Source organism: Staphylococcus petrasii (assembly GCF_002902565.1).
Lineage (GTDB): Bacteria > Bacillota > Bacilli > Staphylococcales > Staphylococcaceae > Staphylococcus > Staphylococcus petrasii.
On the sequence record NZ_PPRC01000029.1, the window covers coordinates 1 to 25,379 of the forward strand.

Annotated in this window: 24 protein-coding genes; 13 read left to right on the plus strand and 11 right to left on the minus strand. The window is 34.5% G+C overall.

The window, feature by feature from the left end; all coding sequences use genetic code 11:
• On the minus strand, nucleotides 1-2,868 hold a 2,868-nt coding region (locus CD127_RS06000), incomplete at its 3' end, for a lectin-like domain-containing protein (protein WP_169926753.1).
• 664 nt (nucleotides 2,869-3,532) lie between these two features.
• On the opposite strand from CD127_RS06000, the gene CD127_RS06005 reads away from it, so the two are divergent.
• Nucleotides 3,533-3,718, plus strand: coding sequence for a DUF6440 family protein (locus CD127_RS06005; RefSeq protein WP_103366102.1), 186 nt, complete (start codon nucleotides 3,533-3,535; stop codon nucleotides 3,716-3,718).
• 55 nt (nucleotides 3,719-3,773) lie between these two features.
• Here CD127_RS06005 and CD127_RS12570 read toward each other — a convergent pair whose 3' ends face one another.
• Nucleotides 3,774-4,262 carry a hypothetical protein gene (locus CD127_RS12570; protein WP_135350971.1) on the minus strand — a complete coding sequence of 163 codons (489 nt, stop codon included), beginning with the start codon at nucleotides 4,260-4,262 and terminating at the stop codon, nucleotides 3,774-3,776.
• Nucleotides 4,263-4,592: 330 nt separating this feature from the next.
• Nucleotides 4,593-5,075, minus strand: a complete 483-nt coding sequence (locus CD127_RS06015; protein WP_103366104.1) for a GNAT family N-acetyltransferase — start codon at nucleotides 5,073-5,075, stop codon at nucleotides 4,593-4,595.
• A 217-nt stretch (nucleotides 5,076-5,292) separates the two neighbouring features.
• Between CD127_RS06015 and CD127_RS06020 the strand changes: the two genes are divergently transcribed.
• The gene (locus CD127_RS06020; RefSeq protein ID WP_103366105.1) at nucleotides 5,293-6,444 is read left to right on the plus strand and encodes an LPXTG cell wall anchor domain-containing protein; all 1,152 of its coding nucleotides are present in this window, start codon (nucleotides 5,293-5,295) and stop codon (nucleotides 6,442-6,444) included.
• 115 nt (nucleotides 6,445-6,559) lie between these two features.
• Here CD127_RS06020 and CD127_RS06025 read toward each other — a convergent pair whose 3' ends face one another.
• The gene (locus CD127_RS06025) at nucleotides 6,560-6,940 is read right to left on the minus strand and encodes a magnetosome magnetite crystal formation protein family (RefSeq protein WP_103366106.1); all 381 of its coding nucleotides are present in this window, start codon (nucleotides 6,938-6,940) and stop codon (nucleotides 6,560-6,562) included.
• A 211-nt stretch (nucleotides 6,941-7,151) separates the two neighbouring features.
• On the opposite strand from CD127_RS06025, the gene CD127_RS06030 reads away from it, so the two are divergent.
• The gene (locus CD127_RS06030; RefSeq protein ID WP_103366107.1) at nucleotides 7,152-7,523 is read left to right on the plus strand and encodes a MarR family winged helix-turn-helix transcriptional regulator; all 372 of its coding nucleotides are present in this window, start codon (nucleotides 7,152-7,154) and stop codon (nucleotides 7,521-7,523) included.
• 71 nt (nucleotides 7,524-7,594) lie between these two features.
• Here CD127_RS06030 and CD127_RS06035 read toward each other — a convergent pair whose 3' ends face one another.
• From CD127_RS06035 to CD127_RS06055, 5 genes are all read right to left on the minus strand, one after another.
• Nucleotides 7,595-8,245, minus strand: a complete 651-nt coding sequence (locus CD127_RS06035; RefSeq protein WP_103366108.1) for an SDR family oxidoreductase — start codon at nucleotides 8,243-8,245, stop codon at nucleotides 7,595-7,597.
• Nucleotides 8,246-8,434: 189 nt separating this feature from the next.
• Nucleotides 8,435-9,262, minus strand: a complete 828-nt coding sequence (gene phnE / locus CD127_RS06040) for a phosphonate ABC transporter, permease protein PhnE (RefSeq protein WP_103366109.1) — start codon at nucleotides 9,260-9,262, stop codon at nucleotides 8,435-8,437.
• On the minus strand, nucleotides 9,259-10,059 hold the full coding sequence (phnE, locus tag CD127_RS06045; protein ID WP_103298171.1) for a phosphonate ABC transporter, permease protein PhnE: 801 nt from the start codon (nucleotides 10,057-10,059) through the stop codon (nucleotides 9,259-9,261). Before phnE (CD127_RS06045) ends, phnE (CD127_RS06040) begins: the two co-directional genes overlap by 4 nt.
• A 1-nt stretch (nucleotide 10,060) precedes the next feature.
• A complete protein-coding gene (gene phnC / locus CD127_RS06050) occupies nucleotides 10,061-10,834 on the minus strand; it encodes a phosphonate ABC transporter ATP-binding protein (protein WP_103366110.1) in 774 nt (257 codons plus the stop codon).
• 159 nt (nucleotides 10,835-10,993) lie between these two features.
• The gene (locus CD127_RS06055) at nucleotides 10,994-11,953 is read right to left on the minus strand and encodes a phosphate/phosphite/phosphonate ABC transporter substrate-binding protein (protein WP_103366111.1); all 960 of its coding nucleotides are present in this window, start codon (nucleotides 11,951-11,953) and stop codon (nucleotides 10,994-10,996) included.
• A gap of 300 nt (nucleotides 11,954-12,253) precedes the next feature.
• Between CD127_RS06055 and CD127_RS06060 the strand changes: the two genes are divergently transcribed.
• From CD127_RS06060 to CD127_RS06070, 3 genes are all read left to right on the plus strand, one after another.
• Entirely contained in the window at nucleotides 12,254-13,843 is a 1,590-nt protein-coding gene (locus CD127_RS06060) for a DNA-binding protein (protein WP_103366112.1), read from the plus strand.
• Nucleotides 13,844-13,934: 91 nt separating this feature from the next.
• Nucleotides 13,935-15,476 carry a bifunctional metallophosphatase/5'-nucleotidase gene (locus CD127_RS06065; protein ID WP_103366113.1) on the plus strand — a complete coding sequence of 514 codons (1,542 nt, stop codon included), beginning with the start codon at nucleotides 13,935-13,937 and terminating at the stop codon, nucleotides 15,474-15,476.
• Nucleotides 15,477-15,546: 70 nt separating this feature from the next.
• A complete protein-coding gene (locus CD127_RS06070) occupies nucleotides 15,547-16,098 on the plus strand; it encodes a hypothetical protein (RefSeq protein WP_103366114.1) in 552 nt (183 codons plus the stop codon).
• 63 nt (nucleotides 16,099-16,161) lie between these two features.
• Here the strand turns inward: CD127_RS06070 and CD127_RS06075 are convergent, their stop codons facing one another.
• Together CD127_RS06075 and CD127_RS06080 are read right to left on the minus strand one after the other, a co-directional pair.
• Nucleotides 16,162-17,331, minus strand: coding sequence for an MFS transporter (locus CD127_RS06075; protein ID WP_103366115.1), 1,170 nt, complete (start codon nucleotides 17,329-17,331; stop codon nucleotides 16,162-16,164).
• A 429-nt stretch (nucleotides 17,332-17,760) separates the two neighbouring features.
• Nucleotides 17,761-18,681, minus strand: coding sequence for a DMT family transporter (locus CD127_RS06080; RefSeq protein ID WP_103366116.1), 921 nt, complete (start codon nucleotides 18,679-18,681; stop codon nucleotides 17,761-17,763).
• A 156-nt stretch (nucleotides 18,682-18,837) separates the two neighbouring features.
• On the opposite strand from CD127_RS06080, the gene CD127_RS06085 reads away from it, so the two are divergent.
• From CD127_RS06085 to CD127_RS06115, 7 genes are all read left to right on the plus strand, one after another.
• The gene (locus CD127_RS06085) at nucleotides 18,838-19,320 is read left to right on the plus strand and encodes an RrF2 family transcriptional regulator (RefSeq protein WP_103366117.1); all 483 of its coding nucleotides are present in this window, start codon (nucleotides 18,838-18,840) and stop codon (nucleotides 19,318-19,320) included.
• A 143-nt stretch (nucleotides 19,321-19,463) separates the two neighbouring features.
• Entirely contained in the window at nucleotides 19,464-19,667 is a 204-nt protein-coding gene (locus CD127_RS06090) for a helix-turn-helix transcriptional regulator (RefSeq protein WP_103366118.1), read from the plus strand.
• Nucleotides 19,664-20,383: a DUF3169 family protein gene (locus tag CD127_RS06095; RefSeq protein WP_103366119.1), complete on the plus strand. Its 720-nt coding sequence runs from the start codon at nucleotides 19,664-19,666 to the stop codon at nucleotides 20,381-20,383. Before CD127_RS06090 ends, CD127_RS06095 begins: the two co-directional genes overlap by 4 nt.
• Before the next feature lie 89 nt (nucleotides 20,384-20,472).
• Nucleotides 20,473-21,318 (plus strand): ABC transporter ATP-binding protein, encoded by an 846-nt coding sequence (locus CD127_RS06100; protein WP_103366120.1) that lies wholly within the window; start codon nucleotides 20,473-20,475, stop codon nucleotides 21,316-21,318.
• Complete coding sequence (locus CD127_RS06105) at nucleotides 21,318-21,953, plus strand: ABC-2 transporter permease (RefSeq protein ID WP_103366121.1); 636 nt, start codon at nucleotides 21,318-21,320, stop codon at nucleotides 21,951-21,953. The genes CD127_RS06100 and CD127_RS06105 overlap by 1 nt, the downstream gene beginning before the upstream one ends.
• Before the next feature lie 301 nt (nucleotides 21,954-22,254).
• Nucleotides 22,255-23,040, plus strand: coding sequence for an arylamine N-acetyltransferase family protein (locus CD127_RS06110; RefSeq protein WP_103366122.1), 786 nt, complete (start codon nucleotides 22,255-22,257; stop codon nucleotides 23,038-23,040).
• Nucleotides 23,041-23,093: 53 nt separating this feature from the next.
• Nucleotides 23,094-25,352 carry an ATP-binding cassette domain-containing protein gene (locus tag CD127_RS06115; RefSeq protein WP_103366123.1) on the plus strand — a complete coding sequence of 753 codons (2,259 nt, stop codon included), beginning with the start codon at nucleotides 23,094-23,096 and terminating at the stop codon, nucleotides 25,350-25,352.
• The last annotated feature ends 27 nt before the right edge of the window (nucleotides 25,353-25,379 follow it).

The window sequence follows — 25,379 nt, forward strand, 5'->3', positions numbered from 1 at the left end:
GTCACTTTCACTCGTTGATGTTGACTCACTGTCTGATGTGCTTGCACTTGCTGAGTCTGAAAGACTCTCACTTGTTGATGCTGACTCACTATCTGATGTGCTTGCACTTACTGAATCGGAATCACTCTCACTTGTTGATGTTGACTCACTGTCTGATGTGCTTGTACTTGCTGAGTCTGAAAGACTCTCACTTGTTGATGCTGAATCACTGTCTGATGTACTTGTACTTGCTGAGTCTGAAAGACTCTCACTTATTGCTTTACTTGTTGATGCGCTCTCGCTTGCTGCTTTACTTGTTGACGCGCTTTCGCTTGCTAATTTGCTTGTTGACGCGCTTTGACTATTTGCTTCACTTATTGATTTTACAGTACTTGTTGAAAGACTGTTACTTGTTGATGTTGAAGTAGAGTCACTAGCTGAGTTTCGAGTGATTGACCATTTAATATTTTTAGTCGTTGAATGGTTACTATCATCCGTGGCAGTAATAGTTACATTAAAATCACCGATTTTTTGTGGTGTACCTGTTACTACATTTTTAGAAGAATCATAAGATAAGCCATCTGGTAAACCATCCATCTTAACATTCGGTGCTATTCCGCTATTATCTGAAGCATTTACAGTTACTGGTGTAATAGGTGAGAAAACTTCATTACTTTGATCAGTCATATTAATAGTAGGAGCTTGGGTATCCTCGTAATAATAAACAACTGATTGTCCTGCATTGGTTAATTTAACTTGATTATTAGCGCTATTATAATTTGGTGCATTTGAACTATCGACTTTATTATATTTATAACCCATTCCATTTAACGTGCTTTGTTGAGGATCTAATGTAACTGTATCATCCACATCTCCTGCATAAGTTTTCGGTGGAATAATATCTTTACCGGTATTCACATCAACATATCTCACTTGAGTTGAAGCAGTTTGAGTATATGTGAAAGAGTCAAATTGAATTTGCTGTAAGTTTTTACCGCCTCCTGTTGAAGCTGTGATGGAAAGCGCATAATTACTAACATTACGATTTCTATTCAACCAATCTGTTAAATTGCGAGTGAATTGTTGTCCAGCATATGTAACTGTCATCACTTTAGTATCGCCATTATAGTCAATATCAAAATCTTGGAATGAATTATTTGTAGGTTGTACATTTAATTTAGCTGCTCCTGTAGCCTCAGTAGTGGCATACCCTGAACTGTTAGTACTAACAAATGCACCAAATGCGCCTCCATTTTTTACATTACTTGGATCTGCTCCAGCTTGAGAACCAGCTTTAGGAGTGGAAGTATTATGGAATGTATCAAGTTTAAAGCCGAATGCATTTTTCAAACCACCTATCCCTAGTGCCGCACCTTCTTTACCTGTATCATCAATTTTGCCTGGTGAAAATGCAAAACCAATACCATCTCCACCTGTTACGCCATCTGGTGAATATCCTTCATAGCGATTACCTAGATTAACTTTTCCTGTAAAATGAAAACTTTTATTTGAATTGATTTTAGTGTTCAAAGTAATTGAACCTTTTTTATTAAACTCATCAGGGGTTAAAGTTACTTTTCCTGTTTTAGAATCATAAGTAGCAGAGTCTTTGACATTAAAATGTTCTAAAAAGTTATCTTTGTTGATTGATACAATGTCATTATTTGTTACTTCTGCTACAGTCGCACTTGTGTTGTTGGCAGCTAAGGCAAATCTACTAAAAGTTCTTAGTTTTTTTGGTGTTAAACTTGTCGACGTGCTTGTAGAATCACTTACTAATAAATTGGAACCTATATCTCGGTTTGCTTGGCTTTCAGCTGTACTTGTAGATTTAGTTGTTAATGAATCTTTGTCATCAACTTTCTCAGATTTATTTGTGCTTGTAGAACTTGTTAATTCATTTTTCTTTTCAGAAGTTGATGTTGATGAATTATTCTTCTCTTCAGATTCAGGTGTTTCCGTTGATTTGTGTTCTAATATTCCGTGAGTATTTGATAATTTGTCTTTTTGGGTAGTATTAGCTACTTTAGATGTATTTGTTTTTTTATCCTCTTCATTTTCTGAAGAGCTTGATGACTTGTTATCATTTTTACTTTCAGAATCTTTAGTTGATTGAGAGTTTTTATGTTCTGAACTTGATGTTGATTTTTCACTTTCTGATTGTTTGTCTTGGCTCTCAGACGTATTCTCTTTATTACTTTCTGAGGCGTTCTCAGTATTTGATTTTTCGTTCTCATTAGATGCACTTGTTTTATCACTATTAGAATTTTGGTGAGATTCACTTGTTGATGAGTCACTTTCAGAAGTTGAAGCATGACTCGTGCTATCTTTATATTCCGAAGTAGACATTTCTTTATCACTTGTAGAATTAACGCTTGTTTCTGTTGAATTTGTCGTTGAATCAGTTTTAATCTGACTTTCTTCATTAATAGTAACTCTTGACGATTGATTCTCACTTTCTGTTGAAGCCGTACTATTTTGGCTATGTTCTTGCGAAGAACTTGTCATATTTGAAGAAGAGTTGGTTGTCGATTTTGAAATTGCTGTTGAGTTTTGATTGGCTACAGTTGCACTATTTGACGAAACTTCTGATGTCATTGGAGTTTCTGATGCTGCGAAAGCATGGTGGTCATTAAGCATAGCAAAGGTGAATGCACCACCCACTAGGCCTGTAGTTCTCATTGCTTGTTTTTTGAAATCTTTAGATTTTGTAGTTTCATTATCAATTTGATTGTCTACATCTTTATTTAAAAATGGTAACCCAATCATTTTTAAAAGTTGGAATTCTTTAATACCTGCTTTAACCCAATGTTTTCCTGATTTATAAAGCTTAACTCTAGCTTTTTCTTCACCAAAGGATCGTTTAAAGTCTTTTTCTCTTTTAGACATAATAATCTCATCTCCAAATATTTATTACTTGATTAAATCCCAATTAATTTTCTACAATTTGATATAATTTTCATTATTATATTATCATTTATATGTAAATAGCAACATATTTAACAAACTGTTTTCAACCATTTATTAAAAAACCAAAACATTTAATGATGTGACTATACTATTTTTTATACATTAACATAAAATATCAATTATTAATTTTTAATTTACATAACGTTCAATTTGTAAGTTTAAAGCTTATTTTTAGAGTATTAAAAACAACAAATTAACAAATGATTGTAAAATTTTATCTCCATATACTTCCAACCATCAAATTATCCATTCATGTTTATGAATATTAATACTAAAATGTTTGTGATATAACAAATTTGTCACGCCACAATTAGCAACTATTATTTTTAGTTAAACTACCTCATTATTTGTCTTTCACATAAAATTATGTCTAAACATAGGATTTTTCTAATATTCAAAACAAATTTTCCAGTAAAAAAACTTTTATTCTAAATTTTTTCTTCCTATTAAAATAGCTTATTTTTAAACTTAAAATAGCTTATTTTTAAACATTTAAATTTTATTATGGGAGTCAACCTAGAAGTTTAACAAAAGGTTGATAAAGATATAGTATTTATAAATAAAACTATGAGGAGGAATTGTTATGTTTGGTAAATCCGAAGATAATCGATTTATAGTTGAAAAAGCTGGTTCTGAAAATAATATTAGATGCTATATTTTAACCGACAAAGAAACAGGTATCCAATATTTGGCAAGTTGGGTAAGTACAGGCGGCGGTATTACGCCCCTATTAGATGAAAACGGCAATGTTTCGAAGGTAGATATTTGAAATCTTGAATAAACTTAAACCTCTTTAGTCATTATCGGCTAAAGAGGTTGTTTGATTAGTTCATAGTTTGTTGAGTAACCATGACTTGAATATATAACGCAATCCATAATTCTTCTGGATAATCGCTATAATGTGCTGACACTTTCAAATTATGCGTTTCGCCACGTTGGTTTGTTTTATTATTTTTCCCTATATCAAAAAAGCTACGTTTACCTTTTAATAAGATTTGATTATCATCATTTTTGATAACTGTTTCTTGAGAGAAAAAAGGATTTTCGAAAACATAAGAATACTTTTGATTGTCTATGAATTGATAAGGCATTTTTTGGAAACCTTTTTTAGAGAATAGTTTCTTCTGAAAAAGTATACCTACTACTTGTTCATTTAAATAAACCTTATGATGCGGACGTAGATGCCACCATTTAATGCGTTTAATTACTACATTATATTCTTCTGAAGTTAACTTAATACCAAATAAAGCAAAAAAGTCTAATAAGCTAACTAATTTTTGTAACGTATTATTAAAAAAAGGCTTATATGACATTTGTTTGTTCCCCAAAATAGGTTTTCTAAAATTATCATAAATAATCAAAGGAGTTTGATAAAAATATTCTCCTTCATCATAAGAATGTGTGGGGTTCTCTTCCATGGTTGCTAACAACTTTTGAGTTTCTTTTTTCGATTTATGACGTAAATAAAAAAACACTATGATTAAACATGATAATACTAACCAAAGTATAAAAAAGAAAATGATATTAGACCATGGGACTGATAGACCATTAAAAATTGAATTGATTCCTAAAAAGATAAAGAAAACACTTAAAATTACCCAAACTACAATAATTACAAGTATATTCATTTTTTTACCTAAATATTATAATTCTTTTACCAAATTGTACCATTTAATTCCAGCGTGTTGAGAATCTGATAACCCCTCATTTGTATATCCATATTTTTCGTAAAATGGCACAAGTTCTTCTCTACAAGTTAAAGTCACGCCTAATCTACTATGCTGTCTCGCTAAATTTTCAAATTGACTTAAAAGTTGGCCTGCTATACCTTGCTCTTGATGAGATTTAGAAACGACTAGTCCTAATACACTTAAGTATCCGCCTATATCTGGGTTTGGATTAATGATCTCAAATAAGTCATCGGTAATATATTTTTGAGTGATGACTGGCCCATTGATATATCCCACGATTTTCTTGTTATCTTCTGCAATTATAAATGTGTCAGGTATTGTAGCAATTCGTTCTTTAGTGGCTTTAGGTGTAGCCGCTTCTTCAGGCGTAAAACCTTGGTTCTCTAATTCAATCAATGTTGGCAGATCTTCTTTAGTGACATTACGAAACTTCATCACTTCACTCCTTTAAATTTCACAAATTATAAATAAAGATTACCATAAAATGGGTATTTTTTGAGATATGACAAAAGTGTCATTTAGTTGATAGATAATATTAAGGTTGTATTTAATTTAATATGTTAGTTTATAAATATACATAAGTATGATATTTACAATTTTTAAATTATCAACTTTATGTATGAAGAATGATAATTACTAAGGAGTGAGTTTTTTGATTAAAAGAGGTTTTAAATATGCTTTTGGCACAACACTTGTAACTTCTTCACTTGTACTATTGTCACATGGACATGCATTTGCAGCAACGAACGATACGGATAATCAATTTAATCATGATGCGAATGGTAACCCGATTACTGCTCAGAGCAATAACAACGTAGATTCTGGTTTCAATCATGATGTTGATGCTAATAACAACGTAGACCCTGGGTTTAACCATGATGTAGGTAATAATGCCTCTGAAAATTCAGAAGAGAATACTACTGACGCGGGATTCAACCATGATGCTGATGGTAACCCAATCACTGCTCAAGATGATAACAACGTAGATAACGAGTTCAACCATGATGCAGACGGTAATCCTATCACTGCTCAGAATGACAACAACGTAGATAATGAGTTCAACCATGATGCAGACGGCAACCCAATCACTGCTCAAGATGACAACAACGTAGATAACGAGTTCAACCATGATGCAGACGGTAATCCTATCACTGCTCAGAATGACAACAACGTAGATAACGAGTTCAACCATGATGCAGACGGTAATCCTATCACTGCTCAGAATGACAACAACGTAGATAATGAGTTTAACCATGACGCTAACGGTAACCCAATTACTTCAAATAATCATGTTCCGGAAAATAATTCACCTAAAACAACACCACAAGATCCTTCCAAATCTAACGCAGAGGAAAATGATATTGGCTTTAATGGTCATGCCGAAAAACAAGGTTTAGTTAAACAATCAAATCAACAACAAGACCCTTCTAAATCAAAAGCTGAAGAAAATGACATCGGTTTTAACGGTTATGCCGAAAAACAAGGTTTAGTTAAAAAATCAAACCACCAAACATCTATGCCACAACAAAAACAACAAGAATCTACAACAAACACAAAAGCACAACAAACTACATCAAATGCTAATAATGTTTCAAATCCAACAACTACGACTCAACCTAATCAATCAACAACTCTTAGTAAACAAACATCACATTCTCAACAAGTAAATGGCGCATCAGCGCAATCAACTTTACCTAAGTCTGGTGAATCTGACAATCATACCCCCCTATATGTTGGATTACTAGCGCTTATCTTAGGTGTAAGTTCTCTTAGTCTTAAACGCGTCATTACTAAAAAACAATAACTGTATTTTCTAATTATCTGTTACTATTACTGCAACAACATTTCTTTTATGCATATGAAAAAGCTATTACCTCAGTTTTCTAAGTTCTGAGCGTAATAGCTTTTGTTTTTTAAAATTAAACTAATAATAATTTAATCCCTCTAACGATATTTACTATAAATAAATAGATTCCGATTATTACTAAAATAATTGCCCCAAGCCAGCTACCAAATACTAACCAATTGTCTGCGTTTGTTGTAGCACTGTTCATTCCTCCAGCAAAGAACATTAAAGCGAAAGGTACTAATGCGAAACATACCCATGTCATAATATGATTAAATAATGCTTTTCGTGCATGTGTTGAAACAGGTGGTGAAGCTACAATCCACATAATAATAGGTAATATAACCGGCGCAAAAAATACACTTAAATAACTTAATGATGATGCTATATTTTCATTTTTATTGCCATAATAATCAGCTTGTTTATGATAATAACTTTTTCTTAAATCTTCCATACTTACTCACCTCAATTATATAAAAACATATATTTTGCAGTAATTTTAGGCAAAAGGCCCAAAATTACAACTCTGTAAGTTTCCTGGGAAATTTTCATACCTCTCCTTTCAGTTTCTTTTCACATTTTCCAAATTAAAAGAATAACTCCCTACTTCAATTTATTTATTGTTATAATACAGGTATTACACTAGAAAAATGTGAGGCATTTATATGGCAGATCAATTAGTATGTAAATGGCTAGATTTTACAGCTACTTATAACAACGTTTCTAAACAACTGGAACGAGACTTAATGTCACGCCATAATCTTGCGTTGAAAGAATTTTATGTCTTAATGTATTTGGATTGCGCTGAAGATAACCAATTACCATTAAAAGAATTACAAAATAAGGTGGGATTAAGTCAAAGTGCAATGTCACGCCTTGCGACTAGAATGGAGTCAAAAGATTGTGGTGTGATAAGACGTCAAGGTTATGGAGATGACAAACGTGGGGTATATGCTAAGATGACAGACAAAGGTCATCGCTTCTACGATGAAGTGAAGGTTACGTTTGAAGAAACACTACGCTCCACTTTTCATTAATAAAAATAAAGCCCATGTGAGACAGCGATAATATGCCATCTCATATGGGCTTGAACTTTACCTATGACGCATTATTTAATTTCTTCTAAAGCTGTTCTAACGTTAGTGTCTCCAGATTGGATATAGACAGCTTGTTTATCAACTTTCTCAACATCTAATGCATTAATTAATGTTGTCGCTACATCATCACGTGGGATAGTATAGCTATTTGGATCTCCCTCAATTGATAATGAAGCATTGATTTTACCTGTGCCTTCATCATCTTGTAATGGTCCTGGACGAACAATCGTATAGTTTAAATCTGATTGTTCTATATAGAAGTCTGACATATGTTTTGCGACTGCGTATGGACGCATGTCATCAGATTCTTTATCTGGATCAGGACTATCTGTAGCACTAAGCTGTACTAATTTTTTAACGCCGTGCTTACTTGCTTCATCGACTACTTTTTTAGAGCCCCATAAATCAACTAATAGTGTTTTATCTGCGTCTGTGCTACCGCCTGAACCTGCGACGAAGATAACTGCATCTACGCCGTCAAATGCTTGTGAAATGTCACCTTCTAAGTCACCGATTACTACATTATCCGCACCTACATTCTCTAATTCTGAGACTTGTTCTTCTTTACGCACTAAAGCAACTGAACTGTGCTCTGTATCTTTTAATTGTGCAATGACTTTATGACCTACTGCACCATTTGCGCCTACAACTAATACTTTCATGATAAGACTCCTTTCAATTTACAAGTTTCTGTCCATGCATGCACATGCATTATATCTAATTACATAATATATCATTGCCTTTTTATTTATTTTTAAACATTGAAAATTGAAAAAGAAGGAGCGGACAGAAATCTCATCCAAAAATAAGATTTCTGTTCCGCTCCTCTTTTCCAAAATTAAACAACAATATTACACAATACGTTTACGGATAGCACCAGAAATTAAATCTACAATGGCTACCATGATAACTAAACCAATTAGAATGATACCTACACGATCCCATGAACGCGTTTGTAGTGCAAAAATTAATGGTGTACCAATACCGCCTGCGCCAATTAAACCTAAGATTGACGCTGAACGTAAGTTTAATTCGAAACGATATAACACAAGTGATAAGAATGAAGGCAATATTTGTGGGATAACCGCAAACACTAATGTCTTCGTCTTATTCGCACCGCTTGCTTTTAAAGATTCAACAGACGCAAAGTCTAAGCGTTCAATATCTTCTACAAACAATTTACCTAACATCCCTACAGAGTGAATGCCAAGCGCTAAAACCCCAGAAAATGAACCAGGACCTACAGCTTTAATAAAAATCAATGCCATTACAATTTCAGGGAATACGCGAATTACACTTAAAATAAATTTAGTGATGCCAGTAACTGGGCGTGCTTTAACTAAGTTACGTGCGCCTAAAAATGCGAACGGTATACAGATAATTGCTGCAATAAAAGTACCAATGACAGCAATCGCAAATGTTTCAAGTAAGCCACGTAATAAGTCCTCACCAGCTGGTATGTAAACATAACCCCAATCGGGATGGAATAAGCCTTTAAATATCGATTTTAAAATTTCGATAGATTTAGATTTTAGCTCGAGCGCAGGCATGCCTGCAAAGCCCCACACAATGATTGCTAAAACGACGATAGCTATTATCCAATTTTTAATTAATTTTTGCTTTTGTTTTTTTGATCTAACGGGATACTTTTGTTCTAACTTATGCTCATTTTGTGTCATGCGAGTTGTTCCCTCACTTTCGAACTTACATAGTCAATAATAACGACAATAACTAATGTAAATAGGATAATCATCGCAGTTTTTGGATATTGGAATAAGCCTAATGTTGAATCGTAGAATAAACCAATACCACCTGCACCTACGAGTCCAAGTACCGCTGAAGCACGAATGTTAATTTCGAATGCGAAGAGTACATATGAGAAGAACGTAGATAGTATTTGCGGAACAACACCGAACATAATCCACTTTGTTTTATTTGCGCCAACTGCCGTCATCGCTTCCATTGGACCTGGGTCAATTGTTTCGAGCGCTTCATATAATAATTTGGCGATAACACAAATTGTTAGAATGAATAAAGCTAACACCCCAGGAATTTGGCCGATACCGAAGACAGCTACAAAGATGGCAGCTAATAATAAATCAGGAATCGTACGTACAATATTTAAGATAAAACGCGCAGGAATCGTAATCCATTTCGTTTTAACAATATTGCTAGCACAGATTAAAGCGATTGGAATAGATACAATTGCTCCTAAAAATGTCCCTACAATAGCCATGCGAATCGTATCTAACATAGGTTTAGTAATAGTACTTAAATATCCCCAATCCGGAGGTACCATTTGGCCAAAGAATGAGGCAATTTGTGGTAAACCTACCATTAAGTCACCAAAGCTAAATCCTGTATATAAGAAACTCCAAATGACTAATGCTAATACTAGAAAAATCGTAAAACTTGTCTTAAGCGAAAATTTCTTGTTTAAATATTGATCATATTTACTCGTTGTAGGTGTCGCCATATTACTCCACCCCTAGCTTCTCGTCATCTTTAAGTTTACGACCATAAATTTCATTAAATACCTCTTCTGTAGCTTCACTCGCAGGACCATCATAAACAAGTTCACCAGCACGTAAACCAATGATACGTGTTCCATATTCAAGTGCTAAATCTACGAAGTGCAAGTTAATCAGAATCGTAATACCTAATTCTTCATTAATCTTCTTTAAATCGTCCATAACCTGTTTCGTTGTTAAAGGGTCTAATGACGCAACTGGTTCATCGGCTAAGATAATCGCTGGTTCTTGTGCCAACGCACGCGCGATAGAAATACGTTGTTGTTGTCCCCCTGATAACTCGTCTGAACGTTGATCGTACTTATCTAGGATATTCACACGTTCCAACGCATCCATTGCTTTTACTTTATCTTCTTTTGGGAATAAGCCTAAGACCATTTTCCAAGTAGGATGATACCCCACTCGACCACTCAATACGTTACGTAACACTGAAGAACGTTTCACAAGGTTAAAGTGTTGGAAAATCATTCCAATATTACGACGCATCATTAATAATTCTTTGCCTTTAGCTTTAGTAATCGATTTACCTTCAATGATAATTTCCCCAGAAGTAATATCATGAAGTCGATTCACCGATCTTAATAACGTAGATTTACCTGCCCCTGATAAACCAACAATAACGGCGAAATCTCCCTTTTCGATATTCAAGTTAATATCCTTTAACCCGACATGCCCATTAGGATACACTTTATTAACATCTTTAAATTCAATTTGACTCATTTACTTAACACCCTTCATTTTACAAAGAAAAGCTATGCCCAACACAAAGAGGGCTTAGCTTTTCTTTGTCACTTATTTAATTACAGTGTCGCTAAAAACTGAGATAATCTGCTTCCTTCTCTATTTAAGAAGTGACTGACTCAATCTCAATTTCACAAATTATTTCATATCTTGAACTTGTTTTTCATATTTTCTTACGATATCGAAGTCTGAATCTTTAGCATCAGTGTAACCTTCATGAGAGTACACTTCACTGATAATTTTGTGACCTTCTTTAGATTTAGCAATTTCTTTGAATGCTTTTTTAAGTTTTTCTTGGAAATCTTTGTTCATGTCTGGACGAACAGAGATTGTATCGTTAGGAATTGGTTCTGTTAATTTAAGGATTTTAGTATCTTTGAATACGTTTGGTTGGTCTTTCTTAACAATGTTACGAGCATCTTGGAATACTGCAGCTGCATCTACATCGCCATTTAATAATGAAATGACTGCTTGGTCATGACCTTTCATATTTACAATTTTCATATCTTTTGTTGCGTCAATACCAGCTTCTTCTTTAAGCGTTGAGATAGGGAATGTGTAACCTGCTGTTGAAGTAACATCTTGTAATGCGATTTTTTTACCTTTTAAGTCTTTTAAGCTGTTAATACCAGAATCTTTTTTAACTAAGATTTCTGATTTATAGTCTTTCACAAGTTTTTTTGAACTTGAACCGTCATCATTAACACCAAAACGTTGTGCTTGTAATAATAAGTCAGCCGCTTTTTGATCATGTGCTAAAGTGTAAGCAGTTGGTGGTAAGAAACCTACATCTACTTTTTTAGATTTCATCGCTTCAACGATTGTATTGTAGTTAGTTGAAACAGATACTTTTACTGGAATGTCTAATTTTTTAGATAATAATTTTTCAAGTGGTTTCGCCTTTGCTTCAAGTGTGTCCGCATTTTGTGATGGAACGAATTGAACTGTTAACTCTTTAGGTGTGTAACCATCTTTACCAGAATCTGACCCGCTGTCAGAGCTTTTGTTCTTGCTATCTAATGAGCTATTATTTCCACATGCCGCCGCAAAAATAATAACTGTTAAAGCTAGAACTAAAAGGTACTTCATTTGCTTCATAACTGTAATGCCCCCGTTCGATATGTATAAAATAGTGTAAATTGTCATTCTATATGACATTTATAAGATTATCACAACATTAAGTTAAATAATATTTATTATTTGTGAAAATTTTATAGAATTTATTTATAATGTGAATGAAATGTAAACTTTTCTTAAATATTCGCTTAACATTCTCTTGTATTTCAAAATTTTTATTATACTTTTTCTATGTAGGCTACTCTGGCCTTTTCTTAATTTTCAAAAATGAAAAATGTCTTAATAAATCATACACATAGTTCAATAATAGGAGAAAAACATATGAAACTGATTAAAGTGTTAAGTTCAACTTTATTAGCCTCAACGATTTCATTAACAGGACTAAATGTGAGTCACGCTGCACAAAATAACAACACTAATAATTCACAAACTGTATTATTCGATGCGTCACATGAACAAACTGCTGGCGCTGCGGATTGGGTCATGGATGGTGGCTTCTCTGATTACGCTGATTCTATGAGACAACAAGGCTACACTGTAAAAGAAATTGACGGTGAGGATAATATCAATGACCAGACTTTAAGTAATAGCAAGATATTAGTGATTCCTGAAGCCAATATCCCTTTTAAGAAAAAAGAGCAACAAGCCATGGTTCATTATGTAAAAAAAGGTGGCAACATTATCTTTATCGCCGACCATTACAATGCCGATAGAAATTTAAATCGCATCGATTCTTCAGAGGCCATGAACGGTTATCGCCGTGGGGCTTATAAAGACATGACGAAAGATATGACTGCTGATGAGAAGAATTCACAAGCTATGCAAGGCGTGAAAAGTTCGGATTGGCTATCTGACAACTTCGGTATCCGTTTCAGATACAACGCGCTTGGTGATTTAAATACGCAAAATATTGTTCCTAGTTCGGAAAGTTTCGGCATCACTCAAGGCATTCACTCTGTATCTATGCATTCTGGCTCAACATTGGCGATTACGGATCCAACGAAAGCGAAAGGCATCATTTACACGCCTGAACATCTGTCATCTAAACAGAAATGGTCTCATGCTGTAGACCAAGGTATTTACAATGGCGGTGGCGTAGCTGAAGGCCCTTATGTGGCGATTGCGAAAGTCGGCAAAGGTAAAGCAGCCTTTATTGGTGACTCATCGCTAGTAGAAGATAGCACGCCGAAGTATAAACGTGAAGATAATGGCCAGACTAAGAAGACTTACGATGGCTTTAAAGAAGAAGACAACGGCCAACTTTTAACAAATATTACAGATTGGTTTGGAAAAGTAGACAATGCAACGAGCTTGAAAAAAAGTGGTATTAAATTAGATCAACCAACACCTACCCTAGCATTCGAAACACCACAAAATTCAACAGAACCGCAAAAAGAACCGTGGTCTCAACCAACACAAGGTTACAAATGGTATGATCGCTCAACATTTGCACCAGGCAGTTATGGCACAACAAAAGCATCTAACAACCAAAATGATAATTCAAATGCCACTCACGACAACAATAATGATGGTAGCTCTAAAGGAAGCGACACAAAGAGTCCTTCACCTACCCATACAACGAATGGCAACGTGCAATTTCATTTACCAGACAATATTCAACTAAATAAACCGTTCCAAATTACCGTTAATTTAAGTAATATGGAACAAAGTAAAACGCTCGACCAACTAAAATTATCGATTTATCAAAATGGTGGCATGCAATTAGCTAGTTTCACCCAAGACGGTAAAAACTATGAGGACATTGGTTATAGCCAACCTCAAAGCGTGACAACAGACAATGAAGGCAACGCCACACTTACATTTACAGCCAAAGTGAGCACTAACATCTCAGGCGCAAATATTCGCCTTAAACAAGGTAATCAAACACTAGCCACAGGCACAATTCAATAATCTTAAAACAATCTAAAGAGATATAAGAAGATAGCGCATACTTCCCAAACGACGCCCTTCTTTATCTCTTTTTTACGAAAGGACGATACCAATGACACAACTCTCTTTTTACATCGTAAGCGACGTACACGGCTACATCTTTCCCACAGACTTCTCATCACGCAACCAGCAATTACCGATGGGCCTATTGAAAGCCAATCAATTAATCGAAAGTGAGCGCTCCCATGACGACATTAGCTTTAAAATAGATAACGGTGATTTCCTACAAGGCGCCCCATTATGCAATTACTTAGTTTCTGAACGCCAAACTAGTGCCCCATTAACTGATATTTACAACCGACTCAACTTCGATTTTGGCACAATCGGCAATCATGAATTTAATTACGGACTTCCCTACCTTAAAGACACACTCAGCCAGCTTAATCACCCAGTCCTATGCGCCAACATCTTAGATACACAGAACCAACCCTTTACAGGTAACGGCATTCATTTCTTTGAAAAGGCAGGCCTAACAGTCGGCGTCATCGGCCTAACCACACAATACATACCAAACTGGGAACAACCCAACCATATCAAAGACTTACAATTCCGTAGCGCTGTGGATACACTTGAACAATTGTTACCTGACGTACGCAGCAAAGCAGATATCGTCGTCGTGTCGTATCATGGTGGGTTCGAAAGAGACATTGACACTAATGAACCAACAGAAACTTTATCAGGCGAGAACGAAGCCTCAGAGATTCTAAATCAATTTCACGATCAAATCGATGTCCTAATTACAGGACATCAACATCGCGATATCGCCACAGTAAAATACGATACAGCTGTAATCCAACCAGGCACTCGTGCAACACAAGTTGGTAAAGTTACCTTAACAGTAAATGATCAACATCAAATTACTAATAAACAAGTGGCTTTACTACCCGTTACTTCAGAAACAGATTTTGTACTTTTACCAGAAGACGCCTCACTTTTAAATAACTTAGAAAACTGGCTTGATACAAACATCACGACGCTACCTGAACCTATGTTAGTAGAAGACAAATTCGAAGCGCGCGTAAAACCTCATCCGCTTCTAAATTTAATTAATCTCATTCTGTTAGAGAAAAGTGGCGCCGACATCGCAAGCACTGCCCTATTCGATTCAGCAGCTGGCTTTAATACACAAGTGACTATGCGAGATATTATTAATAACTATCCATTCCCTAACACTTTCCAAGTTTTAGAATTAACAGGTGCAGGGATTAAAGAAGCACTCGAACTTTCAGCAAGCTACTTTGCGTTAGATGAAAATAATGAAATAACTATTAACGAGTCGTTCTTGTATCCAAAGCCACAACACTTTAACTATGATATCTACGGTGATATCAGTTATACCATTCACGTCGGGCAACCTATCGGACAACGCGTAACAGATATTAAAGTTGGAAACACACCTTTAAATGAAACACAAAAGTACACAATTTGCGTAAATAATTATCGTGCCGTTGGTGGAGGTAATTATGAAATGTTCGCCCAAGCTCCCGTGGTGAAAGATATTCAAGAAGAAGGCGCTCAAGTGTTAATCGATTATATGACCACTCACAATCTTGATAATCTACCACAAGTAGTAAATTTCGAAGTGACTATTTAAACAACTTAACAAAAATAAAATTAAATAGTATAAAATATAAATATCGATAACTATTTAGGAGTTGAAAAGGATGAGTGAGTTTTTAGCTGCGATTGTTGGTGGGATATTTGCGTTAGTTGGAACATTTTTGGGGATTAGATATCAAATAGCTAAACAAAAAGAGGAAAAACGAGAAGATTATAAAAATGATATTTTGAGCATGGTTGATTTAACTGCTTATAAAGCCTCAAAAATTAGTAAAGTTAATTTAGCTGAAAATACAGCTAAATATAATAAACACCAAACATTAGAACATTGTGAAGACATTGAACATTATTTCGAAAAATTAGATGATCAGATTCAAGAATTATTAGGTACGATGAGCCATCATGAAGAAGATTCAAATCAACCTATTCGTGATTTATTAAATTGTTACGAATCACTTGAAAATTACATTTCAAAATTTTCAATAGCTGCGAGAATTTATGATGACAATTACGAAAAAAATGATTTCGACCGTACAATCATTGTTAAAACGAAAGATAGATTAGATCGTAATGTGGCTAACTTTATTAATGACTTACGTGGTTTTGCAGAAAATAATTTTGATCATAAGATGTATGAACCAAAACTCACATTTTAAGTATATTAATTAAAAATACCTCTAACATCAGTACTTACAACTACTCATGTTAGAGGTATTACTTTATTCTTCAAATTGGATGTTTTTCTTTTCATAAAAATGATTTAACGTATTCAGTAAAATACCTAATATAATAATGCCACCTGATACGAACGTAATGATTAGATAAGGGAAACCAATTGATAATAGAATTGAACCAATCAATGCACCTAAAAAGTTAGCAACATTAAAGATTGAAGCAGCTAACGTGCTAGCTAATAACGGTGCTTCTTTCGCACTTAAAATAATCTTACTGTTAAGTAATGGCGTCGTACCAAATGTACCGAAACCGAATAAGAAACAGATAATAATGGCTAAAATCGCACTATGCACAGCTGTAACGAATGAAATAATCGTTAAGAATAATAATAAAAATGTGTAGAATAAAAATTTCGTTAATTTAGGTTCAGGTACGCTACCTGTAACAAGATTTCCCATTACGCCACCTAAACCGAACATAAATAGGCACAACGTAAGACCTACGATGCCATATGGTGAGAATTTGTGAATCATCGGTTCCATAAATGTATACGTTGTAAATACACCAGAATATCCAAAAATGATAATAGACATAATAATTAAAATGTGTGGATTTTTAAATACTTTCAATTCACCTTTAATATTAGTTTCCGTACTTAAAGTAACGTTAGGGACAAATTTCATCATACCTAACATTGTAATGATAGCTAAACCAATCATTACACCGAAAACAACGCGCCAGTTTGCGAAACCGCCTAAGAATGAACCAAACGGCACACCTAGCATAACCGCAATCGTTAAACCTGCTTGGACTAACGCAATCGCTTGAGGCTGTTTACCACGTGGCGCCACGGCAGCCGCAACACTCATACACACACCAAAGAACGGCGCATGCATTGAAGCAGAAAGCAATCGGGATAACAGTAATATCGGAAAGTTTGGTGCTAACATTCCAATGACATTACTTATTATAAATATCGCCACTAATATAGGTAATAAGCGTTGTGCATGAACTCTCATTGTAAACACGCGCATAAACGGGCCGATGAGTGCCACACCCACAGCATAGACACTAATCAATAAACCCGCGCTCGAAATCGAAACTTTCATATCTCCTGCAATTTGTGTCAATAAACCTGTCACAACATATTCAGCCATGCCCACTGTAAAGGTACCTAGCATGAATATGAAAAACATCATTCTGTTATCCTTCATCATTGCTTCCTCCTTTTTATTCATTTTTAAACAATACGATAGCTATATTACAAAAAATTGTATGCCATGTGAAGAGGTTTGTTCATATTTTTTATTCCCAAAAAGTCTTATCTCATAAGCTTTCATAAACTTTCATTTTATTAAAATTAAGATAATTTCAAATGTATTACCTACGCCTAAGATGTTTGAATATACTTCTGTTAGTCGTATATTTATTCATTTTCATTTATATATACATTCAAAAAATTTCAAACCACATGCTAAATCCCTTCTCATTTTTAAGGGGAAATCTATTGTGTTAGAGTTACCTTAAAGGAGTGACAGTATGCCTAATTCAAAGAAGAATAAAAAAACGTTCTGGGAACTCATTGTGACTTCTATCCCAGAACTGTTAAGTGGAGTTATTCGTTTTTTTAAAAATTTATTTACTTAATAATTAGAAGAATGTGGCGAGTAATTTATGAAAAATAACGCAATAATAACGCATAAGCCTCCTACCATAATGTGAAGCGTAAAAGGTTCGCCTAAACCTATAATTGAAAAAATGGTAGAAAATAAGGGCACTAAAAATAGAAAACTACTCGCAATTGTAGCTCCGCGCATTTTCAAACTACTAAACCATAATCCAAATGAACCTATGGAAGCTGGGAAGACAAGCCACCAAAACCATAGCCAACCCCATCCATTTAGATAAGTGATTGAATAATGCTCCCTTAGGATGACACTTATAAACAACATGATTATGCCACACAATAATAATTGCCAACCCGTTAATACCCAAGGCCCTTTATCAAATGCAACAAGTTTCGTCACGATTGTATTACATGACCAACATAATGAGCCGAGTAATGCCACAAGTGCGCCCCACCCCAATAACGTACGATCTAATCCTAAACAAATAGCCACACCCGTAACGCCTAATACCAATGCGAAACATTTCATCTTCGTTAGATGTTCGTTTAATAAAAAATGTGCAAGCACGGCTAACCATAGAGGATTTGTGAAGAGTAAGACTGCTGATATTGAGGAAGAAACACCAAGTGCCATCGCAATATTTAATAATCCCATCGTTCCAGCCGTTTGTAATAAGCCAATAACCAATACAAATACAAACCCTTTAGAAACACTACCGTTACTTTTAGGTAGTATCTCTTGAAGGCCCCTTTTCAATAAAATAAAAATTATAATAATAAGTCCGGCTATAATAAAACGCCATCCTCCAAGTAACATTGGAGGAACGTGTTCAATTGAAATTAAATATTTCCCTGTTGGAAAAGAAGAGCCCATGCATATTGTGGTTAAAATAATACACACATAAAAAGATAAGTAAGAACGTTGCTGTAATTTCATAGATGTCATCTCCAAATCATTAATTAAAGATAATTAAGATATTCTTTGTCTTTAATTATCATTATAAATACCCTCCTTTAATTTTCAATAATAATATATAAAATTTTTATATTATATTTTATAATTGAATAAATAAGAAGAAACAGGTGGACGTTTATGAAATTATCTAAAGGATGGGAACAAGCCATTTATGTTCTATTAATTCTCAATCATCTGCCCAAACGTAATGTAATGACTTCTATAACGTTAAGCGAACGGTTAAACGTATCTGACTCCTATTTAAAGAAAATTATTAAGTCTCTAGCGAAAGAAGGACTTGTTCATTCAGCACCCGGCAAAAATGGAGGGTTTTCTCTCAATAAGCCTTTAAGTGAAATCACATTTTATGATGTCTTTTTAGCGATTGAAGGACGAGATAAGATTTTCTCAAGTCAACATTTATTGAAATCATTTTTAGGTGAAAATGAAGGCCAAAAAGCTGAATTATGTGTTGTGAGTCACGCACTCAATAATATTGAACAAACATTAATAACAACATTATCTTCTATTACTTTGGAAGATGTTAAACAATCAATTTACACAAAATATAACCTTGAAGAGCTGTCACAATGGATTTCCTCTAATAGTAAAACACACTAGATTTAGCCTTCCGGACGTCTTACTTCAGACAACCCGAAGGCTACTTTTATATATGTTGATGACAAAAATAACTGTCTTTTTGACTAATGTATTTGTCAAAATGACTACGATACTGTATCGTATGAATTAAGGAGTTGATTAAATTGCGAAATCGCCTAAAAGAATTGCGTGCTCGCGATGGCTACAATCAAACACAACTCGCACAAAAAGCCGGCATTTCGCGTCAAACGGTTTCTTTGATTGAACGTAATGATTTCATGCCATCCATCTTAACCGCAGTTAAACTTGCACGTATTTTTAATGAACCAGTTGAAAACGTCTTTATATTCGAGGAGGGAGATTTATGAAAGTAGCCAGATATTTACTTTATGTACTGATAGGAGGGATTATTGGTGGAATTATAGGAGCTTCAATAGGAATGTTAAGTGATGCCAACATTTTTGGTAGCTTACATTTCGCTTCATACAGTTTCACTATTATCGTTACCATTATTGCTTCATTAATTAATATTGGACTTATCTTTGCGATTTGGAAGACCTCTAACACATCTTTGAAATACAAACATAAAACTGAAAATGCTGATGATGCTAACCTTGACCAATATGATCAAAAAGCTAATTTAACCTTCATGAGAACTGGCACATTATATTATATTGCAGTATTAGTCGCTTTATTAAATGTATTTATTATTACCTTAGGTAATGGCCCATCATCTATTTTATTATTAGTTATTGTGCCATTTATGCTATCGATTATTCCGTCAATCATGCTTGGTTTCTTTTATAGAAAATATGATGAACGTATGCCTAAACAAGGCGAAGCTAAATATACAGAACGCGTTTTACAAAGTATGGATGAAGGCGAGCGTCACATTACACTTGAAGCTATGTTTAAAGTCTATCACATTAATATTTCCTTAATTATTATAGGTGCTATGTTCTTAGGTATCTTTTCAATCATTACAGGTATCAACCAAGCTATTGGCATTGGCATTCTAATCATCTTATTTGCCTACAATACATTTGGTTATATGTTAAAAGTACGTAAATTTTATAAATCCTAATTATTTATTACTAAATTTATACTATGATGAAAGTAACAAATTGAAAATCCAATAAAATTCAACGTTATCTACAGAAAGAGAGGATTATTATGGAACATCTTTTGCAAGTGCAACACCTGAACAAATCTTATAAGAAATCCAACTTCAACTTGAATGACATTTCTTTCACTTTAAAACCTGGCGAAGTAATTGGGTTAATTGGAAAGAACGGTTCCGGTAAAACAACGCTAATTAATACGTTAGTAGGCAACCGTTTCAAAGATTCTGGAGAAATTTCATTCTTTGATAAAGTAGTATCTGACAAAGATCATGATTATAAAGAACACATAGGCGTCGTATTTGATGATTTACGTGTCCCAGATAAACTCGAAATCAAAGATATGGATAAAGTTTTTGCGAACATTTTCAAAACATGGAATAGCGAGAAATTCTTTAGTACTATCAAAGAATTTGATCTTCCTACCACGTCTCAAATCAAGACTTTCTCTAGAGGTATGCGTATGAAAGCAGCGCTCTCAATTGCCCTAGCACACGATTCTAAATTATTAATATTAGATGAAGCGACAGCCGGCATGGACGTTTCTGGCCGTGAAGAAGTCATTGAAATGTTAGAAGACTATATTTCAGACGGTAATGGCATCCTAATTTCATCTCACATCTCAGAAGATATTGAACAGTTAGCTACCCAACTTATCTTTATGAAAGACGGCGAAATTGTCTTATATGAAGATAAACATACTCTACTTAATAACTATGGCATTCTTGAAGCTCCTGAAAATGAACTCCCAGAACTTCCAAATGAAATCATAGTAGCCTCAAGAACACGTAACGGCCAACACCAAATATTAATTAATGATTGGTCTCGAGTGACTAACGCTCAATCACTTCAAAGTATCGATGACGCAACAAAATTAATTATGAGAGGTGAAAAATAATGAAGGGCTTATTACTAAGTAGTTTCTATGCATCTAAAAAATCACTTATCACATTTGCGATTGTAGGAACAGTTATGAGTATTATGTTTGGTTTTTTCAGTCCTATGATGACCTGCTTTATGCCAATGGTTATGCTAATGTCACCAGTTACAGATAATCTCAAACGTGAAAAAGACTCTAAATGGATGTATTATATCTCTACTTTACCTACTCATAGAAATGCTTATATTAAAGCATATTTTGCTTTTTATGGAATGTTAATTTTAGCAGGTTTAATCATAGGCGTAATTGTATGTTTATTAACAACTCAAAATATTATGATGACTCTTTTATCTGCTTTTATTGGTATCGGTATGGTTGGGACTTATGCGTTAATGTTCCCTTTCACATTTAAATATGGCCCAGAAAATTCAAATGTGATTATGATTGTGACTTCAATTATTGCTATCGTATTATTTTTATCAATTTGGTTCTTTATAGTTACGCCTATTTTTGTACAGGCTGGTTCATTTAGTAAAGCAGCAAGCAATCCAATAGTGTTATCTGCTACTGGTGGCTACGCTATACTTGGATTGATTATTTGCATAGTTTCATACTTCACATCACTTTCAATATTTAAAAAACAAGAATTATAATTAATCACATATTAATAATACGTAGTATTGTGGGCGAGACGCCTGTGGGAATAGCATCGTCTTGAGACAATACACAATAAAAAAGGTTCTAAACACTACTTACAAGACTTTGTAAAAGGCTTTTCCAAGTGTTTAGAACCTTTTCATTTACCCTTAATTGACTCAAGCAATGCCCACGGCAAGCGAGCCCAAACAATACGAAGTATTAGCTTAGAAACCATCGTTCCAAGTATTGTTTCATTAAATCTCAATTTAGGGTATTGAAAGAGTAAAAGCATTAAATAAAGGAGTTCCTGTTCACATGGATATACAAGCAATTGAACACTATTTAGATATAGATTCGTCACAATATAACGAACCCACAGTCGAAGCACTCGATTATTATATAAAACAGTATATGATGACGGTTCCTTTTGAAAATATAAATGTACAAAACGGCGTACCTATCTCTGTAGAAATTGAAGATTTGTTCGATAAAATTATCAATCAACATCGAGGCGGTTTCTGCTACGAAATGAACCATTTCTTCGGTACTTATCTCGAAGAAAAAGGCTTTACTGTATATCGTATGCCCGCAACGATACATCAACCTGACGGTCATACAAGTCCTCATGGTTCTCATATGTCACTTGTAGTGTCTATAGATGACATCAATTACGTAGCTGATGTAGGCTTTGGCGATTTACCCTTACAATCATTACGCATTGGCACTTTAGACCCTACTCATCCCGTTATGGATTTAACAGGCCAATTTCGTGCTATTTCTGAAAATGAAGACACTTATAGCGTACAAAAACCGGAAAATGAACAATGGGTTACACGCTATGTAGCCGAAATAAAACCTCAAAATATTCATGATTTTGATCCAATGATTGAATATAATTCTAAGAACCCTGAGTCTATCTTTGTAAAACAACTCATAATTACAAAACCACAATTATTCGGACGTGCTACAATGTCGTCTAATCATCTGACATTAAGCAAACAAGACAATAAAGAAAAAATTGATGTTACATCTGATAATTATCGCGACATACTTAAAAAGTATTTCAACTTAGACGTAAAAATCAAACCACTCGAACAATAAATTAATTTTCCCAAATCAAATAAGACATAAAGTGTAATTAAGAGGTGTAAGTGATGAGTAATATAGAAATTGTCGGCGCAAAACAGAATAATTTAAAAAATATAAATGTAATGATTCCAAAGCATCAATTAACCGTTTTTACAGGGCGGTCAGGCTCGGGGAAGTCTTCCCTCGTCTTTAACACAGTCGCTGCAGAATCAGAAAGATTGTTAAATGAAACTTATTCAAGTTATGTCCAACATCAACTCACACAATATGAGAAACCGGATGTGGATCAAATTAAAAATCTTCCTGTCGCAATGATTATTAATCAAAAACGACTTGGAGGTAATTCACGTTCAACGGTAGGTACAATCTCTGATATTTATGCTTCCGTACGACTTTTATGGTCACGAATTGGCGAACCTTTCTTAGGGTATTCTGACATCTTTTCATTCAATAATCCTAAAGGGATGTGCGAGACATGTTCTGGTTTAGGATACGTTGAAGATATCGATTTAGATGAGCTATTAGACTACGATAAATCACTTAATGAAGATGCCATTAAGTTCCCTTCTTTCAGACCTGATAGTTGGCGTGGTAAACGTTATTTATATTCTGGGCTATTTGATAATGATAAAAAATTAAAAGATTATACTAAAGAAGAAATGGATACGTTCCTTTATACAGAACCTACGAAATTAAAGAATCCACCATCAAATTGGCCTAGAACTGCTAAATTTGAAGGATTAATTCATAGATTTCGTCGTTCATTTTTACTAAATGATAATTTTGAAAAGAAACGTTTCAAACAAGATATTGATCGCGTCGTTTCTAAACATGACTGTCCAAGTTGTCATGGCCAACGTCTTAATGACAAAGTATTAAGTTGTAAAATTAATGGCTTGAATATAGCAGAATTTACGAATTTACAAATCGACGAGGCGTTAGCCTTTTTAGAAAAAATAAAATCAGACAAGGCACGTGTGATTATTGAACCGCTCAAACAACAACTTGAAGCATTAAGCTATATTGGCCTAAATTATTTAACGCTAGCAAGAGAGACAACTTCCCTATCTGGCGGTGAGTCACAACGTATCAAACTGATTCGTCATTTAAATAGCCCATTAAGCGATCTCGTTTACATTATTGATGAACCAAGTGTCGGCTTGCACCCTGAGGATATTAAACGTATCAATGACATCATTCAATCGCTAAAAGACAAAGGAAATACGGTTCTCGTCGTTGAGCATGACCCCGACGTCATTAAAACGGCTGACCACATCATTGATTTAGGTCCGCGTGCTGGAAAACATGGTGGTGAAATTACCTTCACAGGCAGCTACAAAGATTTACTTAAATCTAATACAAGCACTGGACATGCGTTAAAACAAACGCACACCTTGAAGTCCAAATTACGCCAACCTAAAGACATGATTAATATTTCAAATATTAGTCGTAATAACCTAAATAATATTTCTACTGAGCTGCCGAAACATGCGATGACAGTCGTTACTGGCGTGGCTGGTTCAGGTAAAAGTTCTTTAATTACGGCTGCGTTCGAACGTAATCAAGATGCCATTTTTATTGATCAGAAACCTGTACATGCCTCAAATCGTTCTAATTTACTGACTTATTTAGACATTTTTGACGATGTACGCAGTTTCTTCAGTAAACATACGGGGCTTAAAAAGAGCATGTTTAGTTATAACTCTGAAGGTGCTTGTCCTGAATGTCATGGTAAAGGGGTATTGAAAACGGAGCTTGCGTTTATGCCGGACTTTTCACAAGTGTGCGAAATGTGTGGTGGCACAAGATACCGTCCTGAAGTGTTAGAGGCGAAAGTAGACGGCTATTCGATTGCTGATATTTTAGCGTTAACCGTTGAAGAAGCGATTGAAAAGTTTAATGACAGCCCTAATATCACGCGTCCGCTTCAAGCTCTAGCTGATACAGGTCTTAACTATATGACGTTAGGTCAATCTCTCGATACGTTATCAGGCGGAGAAATTCAACGCGTGAAGTTAAGTCGCTATCTTACACAAGATGTAACAAATCAATTGTTCATCTTTGACGAACCAACGACGGGCTTGCATGAAGATGATTTACCTATATTAATTGATTGTTTTAATAACTTAATAGATGAAGGTAATACGGTTATCTTAATCGAACATAACTTAACGATGATGACACAAGCAGACTGGCTCATTGATATTGGGCCTTTCGCTGGAGACAAAGGTGGCCAATTGCTTTATGCAGGCCAACCAGAAGGTATTTTTGAAGTTGAAAATTCAGTAACCGCAAAACATTTAAAAGAGTATATTAAGAATTAATTTCTAATATTTAATACTAATAACCCC